Below are 15,148 nucleotides of genomic sequence, written 5' to 3'. Positions count from 1 at the left end.
TGGCGAAGATTTGGACCAGCCGGGGGGCGGACCGGATTCGCCGATGGGAGGAACTGTACCCGCAAACATGATCTGTCCGTGCCATACGGCGTTACGCGGCACGTGTCAACATCGGATTTGAGCGGACGAAGCACTCAAAACCGGTGACACGCGATCATTATCGTCAGTTGACAGTGCCTGGGCGTTGTTACGTGTTATCTCATGTAATAACCGGTGATTTCGGACCGAATGTGCCGGTCGTCGGCCTTGGTGAGCGGACCGGCCCCACGGCATGGCACCCTGGTGAGGTGACTCCCGAGCTTGCCGACTCTCCTTTCCTGCGCGCCTGCCGACGCCAGCCCGTCCCGCACACGCCGGTGTGGTTCATGCGCCAGGCCGGCCGGTCGCTGCCCGAGTACCGCGCCGTGCGCGGAGGGGTGCCGATGCTCACCGCGTGCGCCACCCCCGACCTGATCGTGGAGATCACGATGCAGCCGGTCCGCCGCTACGGCGTGGACGCGGCCATCTTCTTCAGCGACATCGTGGTCCCGCTCAAGGCGATCGGCGTCGACCTCGACATCAAGCCCGGCGTGGGCCCGGTCGTGGCCGCGCCGATCAGGGACGCCGCCGGGGCCGAGGCGCTGCGCCCGCTGGAGCCGGACGACGTCCCCTACGTCACCGAGGCCGTCCGGGCGCTGACCGGGGAACTGGGCGCGACCCCCCTGATCGGCTTCGCGGGGGCGCCGTTCACGCTGGCGTCGTACCTCATCGAGGGCGGCCCCTCCAAGAACCACGACCACACCAAGGCCATGATGTACGGCGAGCCGCGGTTGTGGCACGCCCTCATGGACCGGCTCACCGAGATCACCCTGGGCTTCCTGCGGGTCCAGCTCGCCGCCGGAGCCTCGGCCGTGCAGCTCTTCGACTCGTGGGTGGGCGCCGTCTCGCCCGACGACTACCGGGAGTTCGTCCTGCCCTACACCAGCCGGATCTTCGCCAGCCTGGCGGACCTGGACGCCCCGCGCATCCACTTCGGCGTCGGCACCGGCGAGCTGCTCGGCCTGCTGGGGGAGGCGGGCGCCGACGTGGTCGGCGTCGACTGGCGGGTCCCGCTCGACGAGGCCGCCCGCCGGGTCGGCCCCGGCAGGGCGTTGCAGGGCAACCTCGATCCGGCCGTCCTGCTCGCCCCCTGGGAGGTCGTCGAGCGCCGCGCGGCCGACATCCTCGCCCGCGGCGCCAAAGCCGACGGCCACGTGTTCAACCTCGGCCACGGCGTGCTGCCCGCCACCGACCCCGGCCAGCTCGCCCGCCTGACCGACTTCGTGCACGAGACCTCCGCCCGCTGACCCGCGCCGCGCCCGGCCCCCGCCCGATCAGTCCTGCGAGGGGGCGGGCGCGGAGGGCTCGGAGGCGGGGGACCCGTCCTCGGACGGCTCGTCCTCGGGGAGCCGGTCGGAGGAGAGCCGGTCCGCCCGGATCCGGGAGCCCGGGGCGTTCCTCCTCCTGCGGCGGCGGAGAAGGACGGTCACCAGCAGCCAGAGCGGGACGATCACGATCAGCCACGGCAGCAGCACGCCCAGCACGACCAGGCCGGCCTCCAGGAAGGTGACGAGGCTCTCCCAGCCCGCGCGCAGGCCGCCGAGCAGGCCGGAGGGGCCGTCGTCCTCCTCGGGGACCACCGCCGCCGGGCCGACCAGGTTCAGCGTCAGCGTCGCCATGCTCGTCCGCGAGGCGAGGCTCTTCTGCCTGGCCTGCAGCGACTCCAGCTCGCTCTCGCGGTTGGAGATCTCCCGCTCGACCTCCAGCACCTCGCCGATCGTGTTGGCCTTCTTCAGCAGCGTCCGCAGCGAGTCCAGCGCCGCCCTGGCGGACTTCAGGCGGCTCTCGACGTCGGCCACCTCCTCGGTGACGTCCTCGGTGTTCTGCTGCAGCGACTCGCGCGTGCCGAGGTCCTTGCCCAGGCGCTCCACCGCGCCGGGGTAGTTGCCCGGCGGGATCTTGAAGACCAGCGTCGCGGAACCCTCACCGCCGGAGAACGCGTCCGACCTCTCGGAGGCCAGGTAGCCGCCCGCGGCGGTGACGATCTGCCGGGCCCGGTCGGCGGCCGCGTCGACGTCCTTGGCCCGGACCGTCATCTCCGCGGTGTAGATGATCGAGCGGTTCTCCGGGACCACCTGCACCTGCACCTGCCCGGTCCGGGCCTGGTCGGTCTCCGACCCGCCGCTTTCCGCGGCTCCCGGCCCGGCGGGCACCGCCTTCGGCGGCGCCTGTGCGTCGGCGGCGGGCGGCGGGGCCCCGCCCGAGTACGAGGCGGACTCGCCGCTGGACCCGCCGCCACACGCGCACACCGTCAGCGCCAGGCCCACCAGGGGAGCCGCCAGGCGCAGGCCGTACCGGAATCTGTTCATGAACGTGAAGACGGAACCGGCGGCGGTGCGGTTTGGTCCGGGCAGTCACGATGGCGTCACGTTCTCCATGCCATCGGGTCACGGGGGTGGGGGCCACACGACCGGGCATGGGGGGCGGTACGGTCAGGAGTCATGGAAGGCAAGCGGTCACATGTGGTGGTCGTCGGGGGCGGCATCGCCGGGCTGGCCGCCGCGTGGTACCTGCGGCAGGGCGGCGATCGCGTCCGGGTCACCGTCCTCGACGGCGCCGCGCGGGTCGGCGGCAAGCTCCACGCCACCGAGGTGGCGGGCGTCCCGGTGGACGCGGGGGCCGAGGCGATGCTCGCCCGGCGCCCCGAGGGCAGGGAACTGGCCCGGATGGTGGGTCTCGGCGACGAGCTGCGGACCCCCGGCACCGTCCAGGCGGCCATCCTGACCAGGGGCGCGCTGCGGCCCATGCCGAAGGGGCACGTCATGGGCGTGCCGTCCGACCTCGCCGCGCTGGCCAGGTCGGGCATCCTCAGCCCCGGCGGCCTGGCCCGGGTCCCGCTCGACCAGGTCCTCCCGGCCACCCGCATCAGGGGTGACGTCTCGGTGGCCGCGTACATCCGCGCGAGGATGGGCGGCGAGGTGGTCGACCGCCTCGTCGAGCCGCTGCTCGGCGGCGTCTACGCGGGCGTGGCCGAGCGCCTGTCGCTCGACGCGACCATGCCGAGGATCGCCATCGCGGCCAGGTCCGAGCGGTCGCTGCTGGGCGCGGCCCGGGAGATCACCGCCGAGGCGCCCAAGGACGCAGGGCCCGTCTTCACCACGCTCCACCGGGGCATGGGCAGCCTCCCCGAGGCCGTGGCCGCCGCCTCCGGGGCGGAGATCAGGACCGGGGTCATGGTCCGGGAGATGCACCGGACCGAGGGCGGCTGGCGGCTGGTGGCCGGGCCGGTGCCCGCGCCGGAGGTCATCGAGGCCGACGCGGTCGTCGTCGCGGTCCCCGCCCCCGCGGCCGGCCGCCTGCTCGCCGGCGAGGTGCCCCAGGCCGCCGCCGAGCTGGCCAGGATCGAGTACGCCAGCATGGCCATCGTCACCCTCGCCTACCCCCGCGAGGCGTTCTCCCGGCCGCCCACCGGCAGCGGATACCTGGTTCCCGCGGTCGACGGGCGCCCGATCAAGGCCGCCACGTTCAGCTCGGTCAAGTGGCCGCACCTGACCGGGGCCGATCCCGGCCTGGTCCTGCTGCGCTGCTCGATCGGCCGGATCGGCGAGGAGGCCGTGCTCCAGCGCGAGGACGCCGAGCTGGTCGCGCTGGCGATGGCCGAGATGGTCGAGGTCATGGGCGTGCGCGGGCTGCCCCGCGACTCCCGGGTGACCCGCTGGGGCGGCTCCCTGCCGCAGTACGAGGTGGGCCACCTCGACCGGGTCGCCCGCATCCGCGCGGCCGTCGCCGCCCAGCCCGGCCTGGCGCTGTGCGGGGCCGCCTACGACGGGCTCGGCATCCCCGCCTGTATCTCCACCGCCCGCACCGCGGCGGCCCGGATCCTGGACCACCTGGACCCCGAGGGAGAATGGCAGGACAGAGCCGATTCGCTGACAAAGGGGTGAGCATGACGGACGGCACGGCGCGGCCCAAGGCACGTGACCTGAACCAGGTGATCCGCTACACGATGTGGTCGGTCTTCAGGATGAGCGAGCGCTCCCCTGGACACCGTGAGGGCATCGCCGACGAGGTCGAGGACCTCCTGGCCCAGATGGCGCAGAAGGACGTGGTCACCCGCGGCCTGTACGACGTGGCCGGGTTCCGGGGCGACGCCGACTTCATGTTCTGGTGGCACGCGCCGACGCCCGAGGACCTGCAGGAGACCTACTCGCGGTTCCGCCGCACCGGCCTGGGCCGGCTGACGGAGCCCGTGTGGTCGGCGATGGCGCTGCACCGCCCGGCGGAGTTCAACAAGTCGCACATCCCGGCCTTCCTGGCCGAGGAGGAGCCGCGCCGGTACGTGAGCGTCTACCCGTTCGTGCGCTCCCTGGAGTGGTACCTGCTGGACGACGCCGACCGCCGCCGGATGCTCGCCGAGCACGGCAGGATGGCCCGCGACTACCCCGACGTACGGGCCAACACGGTGGCCTGCTTCGCGCTGAACGACTACGAGTGGATGCTGGCGTTCGAGGCCGACGAGCTGCACCGCATCGTCGACCTGATGCGGACCCTGCGCGGGGCCGAGGCCCGGCGGCACACCCGTGAGGAGATCCCCTTCTACACGGGCATCCGCAAGCCGGTCAGCGAGCTCGTCGCCGCACTGCCGTAGCCGCCGTAGCCGCCGGAAGCGTCGCCGGAGCGGGCCGGAGGCGCCGCGCCGGATCGTCCCGGCGGCGGTGGGGCCGCTGTTCCGCGAGGTACGCCAGGTACGGCCGGGAGCGTCGGCTCCGCAACAATCCCGGCGAAGACTCTTTACCGTTCCTTTGGTTTTGCCATACTCGGGAAAAATCACCTGTCTATGTGAGGCCGAGGGTGAACAGGGGCGAAGGCCTGGTACGGTCCAGGCGGCGGACGCGGGGGCGCCGGAGGAAGAAGTCCGGGCCACGGGCTCTCGACGTCTCGATAGGCGCCGCCGCACTGGCGGTCGGGGTGCTCGCGGGCGCCATGTGGCTGCCGGGCGACGACCGGTCCGCGGGCGGGGCGGCCCGGGCGGCGGCTCCCGACGCCCCCGCGGTCGCGGCGGCGCCGCAGCAGGCGGCCGGTGACGGGACGGTGGTGGCCGCCGACGTCGACACGGCCAAGGCTGCCGCGGGATCCGGTCAGGCCGGTTCGGGCGCGCCGTCCGAGGGCGGGGCCGAGGACGAGGCGAAGAACGCGAAGAGCACGAAGAAGAAGAAAAAGAAGAGCGAGAAGGATAAGGAGGCCGAGGCGGCCGGGCCGTCCCGGCACACCGACGAGCAGGCGGTCGCCTTCTTCGAGAGCCGGAAGGCGATGAAGCGGGTCAAGGACATCCGCATGGTCGGCGGCTATCTCCGCATATACACGGACCTGCCGGAGTCGGCGGGCAACTCCAAGCAGGCCATCAAGCTGTGCGAGGCGGGCCTCGACTACCTCGTCGGGGAGCTCGGCACGCCCAGCCCGGTGGTCTTCGTCCAGGCGGAGTTCGGTGAGAACGGCAACCCGGTCCTGGCCAACGTCCTCGGCCCCGACGACTCCGACTGCCGGATCACATACCCCGAACCCGGCGGGTGACGCCCCTCGGGCGGTGCCGAGGTCACCCGGACCCTGGTCTTGCCGCAGATCGCGCAGCGTTGGGTGATCACTCGGCCGATGGCCTCGATGATCTCCCACCTGTGACGGAGATGCACGGGGGCTCCTTGGGGGATACGCTGCGGAGGGATCCGCATACAGTGCGTGATGACGCTCTGCCCCTCCCGGCCGATCCTTAACCGTCGGGGCGGCCGGGCGGCGGTGCCGCTCGTGACGCCGCCCCCGGTGACCCGGGGCGGCGGGAGGCGATCCCGGGCGGCCGGGGCGAGCCGGGGCGCGGCGAGGCCCCGCGGACGCGGCACCCGGTCCGCGGGGCCTCGCCGTGCGGGCCGGCGGCTACTCCGCGGCCTCCAGCCTCAGCGAGACGGAGTTGATGCAGTAGCGGTCGTCGGTGGGCGTGCCGTAGCCCTCACCGTGGAAAACATGGCCGAGGTGCGAGTCGCAGGTCGCGCAGCGGACTTCGGTGCGGACCATGCCCAGCGAGCGGTCCTCGATCAGCGTCACCGCCTCCGACTTCGACGGCTCGTAGAAGCTCGGCCAGCCGCAGTGGCTGTCGAACTTGGTCTCGGACCGGAACAGCTCCGCGCCGCAGGCGCGGCAGTTGTAGACGCCCTCGGTCTTGGTGTTGACGTACTCCCCGGTGAAGGGCCGCTCGGTCCCGGCCTGCCGGAGCACGTGAAACTCCTCGGGAGAGAGCTGGACGCGCCATTCGGCGTCGCTCTTTACCACCTTGTCCATCCCATTAGCCTATGTGCTCGCGTGGGTGGGTGACGGGGACGGGAGGCCGCTCGCGCCCCGGGAAAATCTTGATGGGCGAAGCATCCGGGGATGCTGTTTTTTGCGTCTTTGAGAGTGTGGGGGTGTTTCGCCTTCCCACTACAGGGTGAGGTCACCCGTCCGGCCGCTCCGCGCGCCGCGGACCGGCCTCGACGCCGCCATCCGGGTGGCGCGCCAGCGCCCGGAGCCGGTGGGCGGGACGGGTGATCACGAGGTCCGTCCCGTCGAGTGCCCGGTCCCGCCGCCGCGGCGGCTCCGGGACGGACCCACCCCACCGCCCGGCGTCCGGTGTCTCCGGTGCGCCGTCAGGTCTGGATGATCGCGGCCTTCTCCCGTGTGTACTCCAGGACCGCGTCGTGCCCGTAGCCGGAGTCCTTGACGCCGCCGAACGGGAGCCCGGGGGGCATCTGCCGGAAGGTGTTGACCCAGACGGTGCCGCTCTGCAGGGCGCCGACGAACCGGTGGGCACGGGCGAGGTCGCGGGTCCACACGCCCGCGGCGAGCCCGTAGGGGGAGTCGTTGGCGACGGCCAGGGCCTCGTCGTCGGTGTCGAAGGGGATGGCCACGGCGACCGGGCCGAAGATCTCCTCCTGGCAGACGCGCAACCTGTTGTCCGAGGTGGTGTAGAGCGTGGGCGCCACCCAGTAGCCGCCGGGCAGGGAGGGCACCACGTCGGCCCCCGCCTGGCCGCCGAACAGCAGTTCGGCGCCCTCCTTCTCGGCGATCTCCAGGTAGGAGACGACCCGCTCGTGCTGTCCCGCGGAGACGATCGGACCCATCGTGGTGTCCAGGTCGAGCGGGTCGCCCAGCCGCACCTCCGCGGCGAGAGCGGTGATCCGCTCGATCATCTCGTCCCAGATCGGCCGGTGGATGAGGATGCGCGACCCCGCCACGCAGACCTGCCCGGCGTTGCCGGTGTAGACCGAGTCGACGGTCACCCCCCGGGCGGCGGCGTCCAGGTCGGCGTCGGAGAAGACGATGTTCGGCGACTTGCCGCCGAGTTCGAACGTGAGCGGCTTGAGATGGTCGGCCGAGGCGCGGGTGATCGCCTGCCCGGTCTGGGTGGAACCGGTCAGGCTGATCTTGTTGATCCCGCGGTGCCGGACCAGCGGATCGCCGACGTCCTCGCCGAGGCCGCTGACGATGTTGAGCACGCCGGGCGGGAGCACGTCGGCCAGGAGTTCGCCGAGCCGCAGCACCGAGGCGCAGGCCTGCTCGGCGGGCTTGACGATCACGGTGTTGCCCGCCGCCAGCGCGTACGCGGCCTTGGCGGAGAAGGTCGAGATGGGGGAGTTCCACGGGATGACGCACAGCGCGACACCGTACGGCTCTCGCCGGGTCAGGCCCAGGCTCGTCGGGCCGAGGATCACGGTCTCGCCCTTGACCGCGTCGAGCGCCTGACCGGCGGCGATCTGCCACAGGTGGGTCATCCCGGGCAGGTCCTTCCGCAGGGTGTCCCGCAGGATGCGCCCGTTGTCGCGGGTCTCGATCCTGGCCAGCTCCTCGGCGTGCCCGGCGAAGACCTCGGCGACCTTGCGCAGGAAGCGCGCCCGGCCGAGCGCGGGCATGCCCGACCAGGCGGGGAAAGCCTCGCGCGCCGCCGCCACGGCCGCCTCCGCGTCGGCCCTGCCGCTCGCCGGGACCCGGGCCCAGACCTCACCGGTGGCCGGGTTGACCGAGTCCAGCGTGCGGCCGTCGGCCGCGGCCGCCAACCGGCCGCCGATCAGGTTGCGGTACTCGTTCACTCGTCACTCCCGCGCGTCGGGCCGTACCGGAATCTTGACCAAGCGTACGCTTGCTTGACCCGGGAGTGGAAGCGGATGGCGCCGTTCAGTCCGACCGGCGCCTGCCGAGGGTGAACGACAGGTTCACGCCGATGATCCCGAGCCAGAGGAGCACCAGGACGAATATGAACCCGACCGAGTCGCCCATCTCGGAGAAGGACAGCGCCACCGATCCGGGCACCCCGAGTGACAGGGAGATGATCGCCAGTGCCAGCCGCTGCCCGGCGTCCACCGACGGGCGGACCGGGGGGTTCGACGCGCGGGCGCGGGTGGCGAGCCGGTCGTCCACCCGCTTGTCGATCTCCTGGTCCATCTTGTCCAGGAAGTTCGCGATGAGGGAGTCCTCGTACTCGGGCCCGAGGTCCTTGCGGGCCTCCATCGCGGCGCGCAGTTCGTCGCCGGAGGCGGATGATCGTGCCATAGTCGAGATATATCGCTTTATTGGCCGTCTGTCCACGCGAACGGTGATGTCCGCACGGCCGCCCCTGCGAACGGCGGTGATCGCGCCCGTCCGCGCATGCGGTGCGGCCTCCGTCCGCGCATGCGGTGATCGCGCGCCCGTCCGGGCGCACGGCTCCGCCCGCGCGTAGGCTCCCGTCCCCTCCCGTCCCTTCCCGTCCCCGAGGCGCCCTAGACCGCTCCGCCCTCCTGGAGGGGGCCGCTCCTGCGGACGTAGCGGATGAACAGGAACCCCTCGTCCTCCAGCACGTGGGCCAGGCGCAGGCTGGTGTGGGAGGGCGGGCCGTCGAGGGCGCGGGCGGCGTCGCCGCCGATCAGCAGCGGGCTCATCGTCAGGCAGAGCTCGTCGACCAGGCCCGCCGCGGCCAGCTGAGCGTTGATCTTCGGGCCGCCCTCGCACAGCACCCGGGTCAGGCCGCGCTCGGCGAGCTCCTTCATCGCGAGCGCCGGATCCACCCGGTCACCCCCGGCCACGATCACCTCGGCGTGCCGGGCCGCCTCCGCACGCCGCTCCCGGGGCGCGGCCTCACAGGTGATGAGAATCGTCCGCGCGTCCGGCTCCGCCTCGGTGAACAGCGGGCGGGTCAGGTCCAGCTCGAGCCGCCGGGTGATCACGGCCACCGGCGGCGCCGCCGGGCGGCCCTCACGCAGCGTCCGCCACGACTCCCGGGGCCGGGCCGGGCCGTATCCCTCGGCCCGTACGGTCGCCGCTCCGGCCACCACGACGTCGGCCAGCCCGCGCAGCACGCCGAAGACCTTCCGGTCGCCCCTGCCGGACAACCCGCCGGACAGCCCGTCCAGCCAGGTGCCGCCGTCGGCGCTGGTGACCATGTTGAGCCGGAGGCAGGGGCCGTCCGGGTAGGCGTAGGCCCGGGCGAGGTCGACCTCGGCCGACGGCTCGGGGTGGATGAGGCGCATTCCTTCACCTTGGCACAGCACCGCCGCGGCGCGGCGATCCGGGTGTTCTCCCAGCTCGCCGATAACGGATTCGACAGCCCGTAGTGACTTCGGATGGCCCGCGTTACATGATTCGAGGTGGGAGACACGGGAGGGCTGCGTGGGGTTGGTCGCGATCGTGACATGGTCGATCTCCGCGATGGTGGGGATCTACCTGCTCTATCTGTGGCTCTCCGGCGGAGGGCTGCGCCAGCAGGCGACCAAGATCACTCGCTTTCCGGCCCTGCTGGTCTTCACCCACCCGGCCCTCGCGGTCTCCGCGCTGGCCTGCTGGATCGCCTACGTCCTCACCCTGGAGCGGACCTTCGCCTGGCTCTCCTTCGGCGTGCTCGCGGCCTCCGCCCTGCTCGGTTTCGTGATGTTCACCCGCTGGCTCGGGGGCGGCCGTCACGCCCGCGGCGCCGAGCAGCGCTTTCCCACGGTGGCGGTCCTGCTGCACGGGATCGCGGGCGTGACGACGTTCGTGCTGGTGCTGCTCACCGCGGCCATCGCGTCCGGAGCCTGAGGAGCCCCGGAGAAGGCCTCAGAGCCGTCCCCGGGCCCCCAGGGCCGGGGCCCGGCGGTCCCCGGGTGCTCCGGCCGTTCTCGGGCGGTCCAGGCCGATCGAGGCGGCGGCCGCGCCACCGGCCCGACACGCCCGGGAACGGAGGAGCCCTAGGAGGCCCTCACGCAGCGCAGGATGCGCATCGAGCGGTCGGCCACCGAGACCACGGCCTCCGCCGGCCACGACTCCTCCCGTGGCGCCTCCTGCGGCCCCTCGTCGGCGGTGTTCAGCACGCTCCGCCAGCGCTCGCCGTACTTCGGCTCGGGCAGGGTGAAGGACATGTCCTCGTGATGGGCGTTGATCAGGAGCAGGAACGAGTCGTCCACGATCGGCTCGCCGCGCGTGCCGGGTTCGGTGATGGCGTCGCCGTTCAGGAAGACGGTCAGCGACTTGGCGTAGCCGGTGTGCCAGTCGGCCGCCGACATCTCCTCGCCGGACGGGGTCAGCCAGACGATGTCGCGGGTGCCGTCGTCGGCCCTGCGGCCGTGGAAGAAGCGGCGCCGCTGGAAGACCGGGTGCTCGCGCCGCAGCTTCGACAGGCCCCTGACGAAGTCGAGGAGGTCGCCCTCGGTCTTGGCCAGCGACCAGTCGATCCAGGAGATCTCGTTGTCCTGGCAATAGGCGTTGTTGTTGCCGCCCTGGGTCCGGCCGAACTCGTCGCCGGCCAGCAGCATCGGCACACCCTGCGAGATGAACAGCGTGGTCAGGAAGTTGCGGCGCTGACGCCGGCGCAGGCGCATGATCTGCGGGTCCTCCACCGGGCCCTCGGCCCCGCAGTTCCACGACCGGTTGTCGTCGGTGCCGTCGCGGTTGTTCTCCCCGTTCTCCTCGTTGTGCTTGCGGTCGTAGGAGACCAGGTCCGTCAGCGTGAACCCGTCATGGCAGGTGACGAAGTTGATCGAGGCCACCGGGCGGCGGCCGGAGACGGCGTACAGGTCGGCCGAGCCGGTCAGCCGCGAGGCGAACTCCGGCAACGCGGACCCGCTGCCGCGCCAGAAGTCACGGACACAGTCGCGGTACTTGCCGTTCCACTCCGTCCACAGCGGGGGGAAGTTGCCGACCTGGTAGCCGCCGGGCCCCACGTCCCACGGTTCGGCGATCAGCTTCACCTGGGAGATCACCGGGTCCTGCTGGATCAGGTCGAAGAACGCGCTCAGCCGGTCGACGTCGTGCAGCTCGCGGGCCAGGGCGGCGGCCAGGTCGAACCGGAAGCCGTCCACGTGCATCTCCAGGACCCAGTAGCGCAGTGAGTCCATGATGAGCTGGAGCGCGTGCGGCGAGCGGACGTTGAGGGAGTTGCCGCAGCCGGTGTAGTCGAGGTAGTAGCGCCGGTCGCCGTCGTGGAGCCGGTAGTAGGCGTTGTTGTCGATGCCGCGGAAGCCCAGCGTGGGCCCCATGTGGTCGCCCTCGGCGGTGTGGTTGTAGACCACGTCGAGGATGACCTCGATCCCGGCCTCGTGCAGCGCCCGCACCATCGCCTTGAACTCCTGCACCTGCCCGCCGCGCTGCCCCGAGCCGGAGTAGGCGCCGTGCGGGGCCAGGTAGGCGATCGTGTTGTAGCCCCAGTAGTTCGTCAGCCCCCGGGCCACCATCGCGTGCTCGGGCACGAACTGGTGCACCGGCATCAGCTCGACCGCGGTGACGCCCAGGCTCAGCAGGTGCTCGATGACCGCCGGGTGGCTCAGCCCCGCGTACGTGCCGCGTTTCTCCTCGGGGACCGCGGGGTGGCGCATGGTCAGCCCGCGCACGTGCGCCTCGTAGATGACGGTCTGGTGGTACGGGGTGCGCGGCAGCCGGTCGTCACCCCACTCGAAGAACGGGTTGACCACCACGTTCTTCGGCATGAACGGCGCGCTGTCCTCGTCGTTGCGGATGCTCGGGTCGGTGAACTTGTAGGAGAACAGGGCCTCGTTCCAGGCGAGCTCGCCCTCGACGGCCTTGGCGTAGGGGTCGAGGAGCAGCTTGGCGGGGTTGCACCGCTGCCCCCGGGAGGGGTCGTTGGGGCCGTGCACGCGGTAGCCGTACCGCTGCCCGGGCATGACGCCGGGGACGTAGCCGTGCCAGACGAACCCGTCGACCTCGGCCAGGTCGAGGCGTTCCTCGCTGCCGTCGTCTCCGAAAAGGCACAGCTCGACTCGCTCGGCGACCTCCGAGAACACCGAGAAGTTGGTGCCCACGCCATCCCAGGTGCCACCGAGTGGATACGGCTCTCCCGGCCAGATTTCGCGCATGTGACCCTATTCTCCTCCAGTCAGGCCCCCTTGTGCAGGGTGTTTCGTTGTTGTCACCTTAGTGTGGTATTGGAGATCGAATAACGGCGCACGGTGCAAGCCCTGTCACAGCGGGCGTCCGGCGCGCGCTTTCCGGTCGCGGGAAGTCCTCGGCCGGCGGGCCGGGCCCGTGACCCGGCCCAGGCATGCGATCACGCGTGCCCGGCCGGGCACGCGTGATCGTCAGGAGGCCGTGATCAGCTCAGCAGCTCGGCGTTGAGGCTGATCGTCGTGCCGGCGAGAGCCTTGCTCACCGGGCAGTTGGCCTTGGCGTTCTCGGCCGCCTCCTGGAACTGCTCGGCGGTCAGGCCGTCGACCTGCGCGCGGACCGAGATGACGATCCCGGTGATGCCCTCGCCGGGCTGGAAGGTCACGTCCGCCTTGGTCTCGATGGACTGCGGCGGGGTGCCGGCCTGGGCCAGCCCGTGGGACAGGGCCATCGAGAAGCACGAGGAGTGCGCGGCCGCGATGAGCTCCTCGGGCGAGGTCTTGCCGTTGGCCTGCTCGGCCCGGGAGGGCCAGGACACGTCGAACGTGCCCACCCCGGAGGAGTCGAGCGAGACGGTGCCCGACCCGTCGAGGAGCGCGCCCTTCCACTGGGTCGTCGCGGTACGTGTCGTCGCCATGGCGATTTTCCTTTCGATCACTGAGGGTCAGCCATGAACGACCATACTCGCCGAGATCGCTCCGTCGCCCCCTGGAGCACCTGTTGACGCCCTTGATCGTTCCGGCCGTCCCGTAGTCCGCCGGCTGACCGCCGCCGAACGGCTCCCGTCCCACCGTGCGGCCTGGGAACCGCCGCCGAGGGCGGGCGGCAGGAACCGCGGAGGTTTTCCGGGAACCGGGGCGGGCCTTTCCGGAACCCTGGAACGGAAGGCTCCGGGAGCCGCGGGAAGGGCTCAGGCGGGGGCGCCGCGCGCGATGAGGGCGTCCAGGTCCAGGCCCGAGGGCAGGGTGCCGAGGGCGCCCCCCGAATCGCCGGACAGGCGGGAGGCACAGAAGGCGTCGGCGACGGCCGGGGGAGCCAGTCGCACCAGGAGGGAGCCCTGCAGGACCAGCGCCATGTCCTCGGCGATCCGCCGGGCGCGGGCCTCGGCGTCGGCGGTGTCGCCCAGCGACTTGCGCAGCCGGTCGGCGGCCTCGTCCAGGCGCCGGTCGGCGCCCGCGGCGAGTGAGACCTCCGCGAAGAACGCCTCCTGCGCCTCGGGCTCGCGCCCCAGGACACGCAGCACGTCCAGCGCCGCGATGTTTCCCGAGCCCTCCCAGATACCGTTCAGCGGTGACTCGCGGAACAGCCGCGGCATCTGCGACTCCTCGACGTAGCCGTTGCCGCCCAGGCACTCCAGGGCCTCCGCCGCGTGCACCGGGGCGCGTTTGCAGACCCAGTACTTGGCGGCGGCCAGCGCGGCGCGGCGCAGCGCGCTCTCGGCCCGGTCGCCGGCGATGGCCCGGTCGGTCGCCCCGGCCAGCCGTGTCATGAGCACCGTCGCGGCCTCCGACTCCAGGGCCAGGTCGGCCAGGACGTTGCGCATCAGCGGCTGGTCGACGAGCCTCCTGCCGAACGCGCCGCGGTTCATGGCGTGGTGGACGGCATGCGTCACCCCGTACCGCATGCCGGCCGCGGAGCCGATCACGCAGTCCAGCCGCGTCATGTTGACCATCTCCAGGATGGTCCGCACGCCCCGGCCCTCCTCGCCCACCAGCCAGGCGGTCGCACCGTGGTACTCCACCTCGGCGCTGGCGTTGGACCGGTTGCCCAGCTTGTCCTTCAGCCGCATCAGGTGCATGGCGTTGCGGGTGCCGTCCGGCAGCACCCGGGGGAGCAGGAAGCACGACAGCCCGCCGGGCGCCTGGGCGAGCACCAGGAAGGCGTCGCACATCGGGGCGGAGTTGAACCACTTGTGCCCGGTCACGACGTAGCTGCCGTCGCCCGCCGGTTCGGCGCGCGTGGTGTTGGCGCGCACGTCGGAACCGCCCTGCTTCTCGGTCATCGCCATCCCGGCGAGCGCCCCGCGCTTGCCCGGCGGCGGGCGCAGGCCGAAGTCGTAGCTCCGGGAGCTCAGCAGGGGCTCCCACTCCGCGGCGAGCGCCGGGCTGTGCCGCAGCGCGGCCACCGAGGCGTAGGTCATCGAGATCGGGCAGCCGTGCCCGGCCTCGACCTGGCTCCAGACGTAGAACTTGGCGGCGCGGGCCACGTGCGCGCCCGGCCGGGCGCTCGCCCACGGAGTGGCGTGCATGCCGTTCTCGACCGCCACGGTCATCAGTTCGTGCCAGGCGGGGTGGAACTCCACCTCGTCGATCCGCCGCCCGTAGCGGTCGTGGGTGCGCAGCACGGGAGGGTGCTCGTTCGCCAGCCGCCCCCACTCCCGGGCCTGCTCCGAGCCGGCGAGCACGCCGAGCCGGTGCAGCTCCCCGGTGGCCCAGCCGGCTCCTTCGCGGGTGACACCCTCCACGAGCGCGGCGTCGGCGGACACGTCGTGGCCGCTGAGCGGGTGGGCCTGGTTGAAGACGTCGTGGGTCACGTGCGGCCTCCGATGGACTCGTCCGACCCGTCAGCGGGTCCTGCCCCTCATCTCAGCACGCTTCTCGAAGATTGACACACCCATCCGTAGCCGCATGTCCGATTTTCCGTACATGTACCGTGGTGTTTTCTGGTGGTTTATTGGCCTTTGTCCATCTGTCGCGCCGCGTTCACCGTCCGGAGCCGTGCCGCCTGCTCCGAGCCGTGCCGCCTGCCCGGAGCAGTGCCC

General features: G+C 71.9%; 13 protein-coding genes. 5 read left to right on the top strand and 8 right to left on the bottom strand.

From position 1 onward, the window contains the following. The first annotated feature begins 287 nt into the window (after positions 1–287). Complete coding sequence (gene hemE, locus ABD841_RS15585; RefSeq protein ID WP_344971965.1) at positions 288–1,325, top strand: uroporphyrinogen decarboxylase; 1,038 nt, start codon at positions 288–290, stop codon at positions 1,323–1,325. A 27-nt stretch (positions 1,326–1,352) separates the two neighbouring features. Here hemE and ABD841_RS15580 read toward each other — a convergent pair whose 3' ends face one another. Continuing rightward, on the bottom strand, positions 1,353–2,387 hold the full coding sequence (locus ABD841_RS15580; protein ID WP_344971963.1) for a DUF4349 domain-containing protein: 1,035 nt from the start codon (positions 2,385–2,387) through the stop codon (positions 1,353–1,355). A 132-nt stretch (positions 2,388–2,519) separates the two neighbouring features. Here ABD841_RS15580 and hemG point away from each other — a divergent pair, with 132 nt between their 5' ends. The 3 genes from hemG to ABD841_RS15565 all read left to right on the top strand — a co-directional run bounded on the left by hemG (position 2,520) and on the right by ABD841_RS15565 (position 5,589). Further along, a complete protein-coding gene (gene hemG / locus ABD841_RS15575) occupies positions 2,520–3,962 on the top strand; it encodes a protoporphyrinogen oxidase (protein WP_344971961.1) in 1,443 nt (480 codons plus the stop codon). Positions 3,963–3,964: 2 nt separating this feature from the next. Then, on the top strand, positions 3,965–4,666 hold the full coding sequence (hemQ, locus tag ABD841_RS15570) for a hydrogen peroxide-dependent heme synthase (protein WP_344971959.1): 702 nt from the start codon (positions 3,965–3,967) through the stop codon (positions 4,664–4,666). 203 nt (positions 4,667–4,869) lie between these two features. Then, positions 4,870–5,589: a hypothetical protein gene (locus ABD841_RS15565; RefSeq protein ID WP_344971957.1), complete on the top strand. Its 720-nt coding sequence runs from the start codon at positions 4,870–4,872 to the stop codon at positions 5,587–5,589. Between the two features lie 354 nt (positions 5,590–5,943). Here ABD841_RS15565 and msrB read toward each other — a convergent pair whose 3' ends face one another. From msrB to ABD841_RS15545, 4 genes are all read right to left on the bottom strand, one after another. Continuing rightward, the gene (msrB, locus tag ABD841_RS15560; protein WP_344971955.1) at positions 5,944–6,345 is read right to left on the bottom strand and encodes a peptide-methionine (R)-S-oxide reductase MsrB; all 402 of its coding nucleotides are present in this window, start codon (positions 6,343–6,345) and stop codon (positions 5,944–5,946) included. 344 nt (positions 6,346–6,689) lie between these two features. Beyond that, entirely contained in the window at positions 6,690–8,129 is a 1,440-nt protein-coding gene (locus ABD841_RS15555; RefSeq protein WP_344971953.1) for an aldehyde dehydrogenase family protein, read from the bottom strand. An 85-nt stretch (positions 8,130–8,214) separates the two neighbouring features. Then, positions 8,215–8,589, bottom strand: coding sequence for a hypothetical protein (locus ABD841_RS15550; RefSeq protein ID WP_344971951.1), 375 nt, complete (start codon positions 8,587–8,589; stop codon positions 8,215–8,217). A 209-nt stretch (positions 8,590–8,798) separates the two neighbouring features. Next, positions 8,799–9,545 carry a pyrimidine reductase family protein gene (locus ABD841_RS15545; protein WP_344971949.1) on the bottom strand — a complete coding sequence of 249 codons (747 nt, stop codon included), beginning with the start codon at positions 9,543–9,545 and terminating at the stop codon, positions 8,799–8,801. A 139-nt stretch (positions 9,546–9,684) separates the two neighbouring features. On the opposite strand from ABD841_RS15545, the gene ABD841_RS15540 reads away from it, so the two are divergent. Beyond that, on the top strand, positions 9,685–10,089 hold the full coding sequence (locus ABD841_RS15540; protein WP_344971948.1) for a hypothetical protein: 405 nt from the start codon (positions 9,685–9,687) through the stop codon (positions 10,087–10,089). Positions 10,090–10,238: 149 nt separating this feature from the next. On the opposite strand, the gene glgX is transcribed toward ABD841_RS15540, so the two are convergent. The 3 genes from glgX to ABD841_RS15525 form a co-directional block, all read right to left on the bottom strand. Continuing rightward, positions 10,239–12,359, bottom strand: a complete 2,121-nt coding sequence (glgX, locus tag ABD841_RS15535; protein WP_344971947.1) for a glycogen debranching protein GlgX — start codon at positions 12,357–12,359, stop codon at positions 10,239–10,241. Between the two features lie 236 nt (positions 12,360–12,595). Then, complete coding sequence (locus ABD841_RS15530; protein ID WP_344971945.1) at positions 12,596–13,024, bottom strand: OsmC family protein; 429 nt, start codon at positions 13,022–13,024, stop codon at positions 12,596–12,598. A gap of 273 nt (positions 13,025–13,297) precedes the next feature. After that, positions 13,298–14,920, bottom strand: a complete 1,623-nt coding sequence (locus tag ABD841_RS15525; protein ID WP_344971943.1) for an isovaleryl-CoA dehydrogenase — start codon at positions 14,918–14,920, stop codon at positions 13,298–13,300. Positions 14,921–15,148 lie beyond the last annotated feature (228 nt).

The sequence above is a fragment of the Streptosporangium fragile genome, from assembly GCF_039534445.1.
In the GTDB taxonomy this organism is placed as follows: Bacteria; Actinomycetota; Actinomycetes; order Streptosporangiales; family Streptosporangiaceae; genus Streptosporangium; species Streptosporangium fragile.
Note: the sequence above shows the minus strand (reverse complement) of the source record. Positions and strands in the feature narration are given on the sequence as shown.

Coding starts and splice junctions, on each gene's coding strand:
- ABD841_RS15580 (WP_344971963.1), bottom strand. CDS start 2,387: ATGAACAGATTCCGGTACGGCCTGCGCCTGGCGGCTCCCCTGGTGGGC.
- hemG (WP_344971961.1), top strand. CDS start 2,520: ATGGAAGGCAAGCGGTCACATGTGGTGGTCGTCGGGGGCGGCATCGCC.
- hemQ (WP_344971959.1), top strand. CDS start 3,965: ATGACGGACGGCACGGCGCGGCCCAAGGCACGTGACCTGAACCAGGTG.
- msrB (WP_344971955.1), bottom strand. CDS start 6,345: ATGGACAAGGTGGTAAAGAGCGACGCCGAATGGCGCGTCCAGCTCTCT.
- ABD841_RS15550 (WP_344971951.1), bottom strand. CDS start 8,589: ATGGCACGATCATCCGCCTCCGGCGACGAACTGCGCGCCGCGATGGAG.
- ABD841_RS15545 (WP_344971949.1), bottom strand. CDS start 9,545: ATGCGCCTCATCCACCCCGAGCCGTCGGCCGAGGTCGACCTCGCCCGG.
- glgX (WP_344971947.1), bottom strand. CDS start 12,359: ATGCGCGAAATCTGGCCGGGAGAGCCGTATCCACTCGGTGGCACCTGG.
- ABD841_RS15530 (WP_344971945.1), bottom strand. CDS start 13,024: ATGGCGACGACACGTACCGCGACGACCCAGTGGAAGGGCGCGCTCCTC.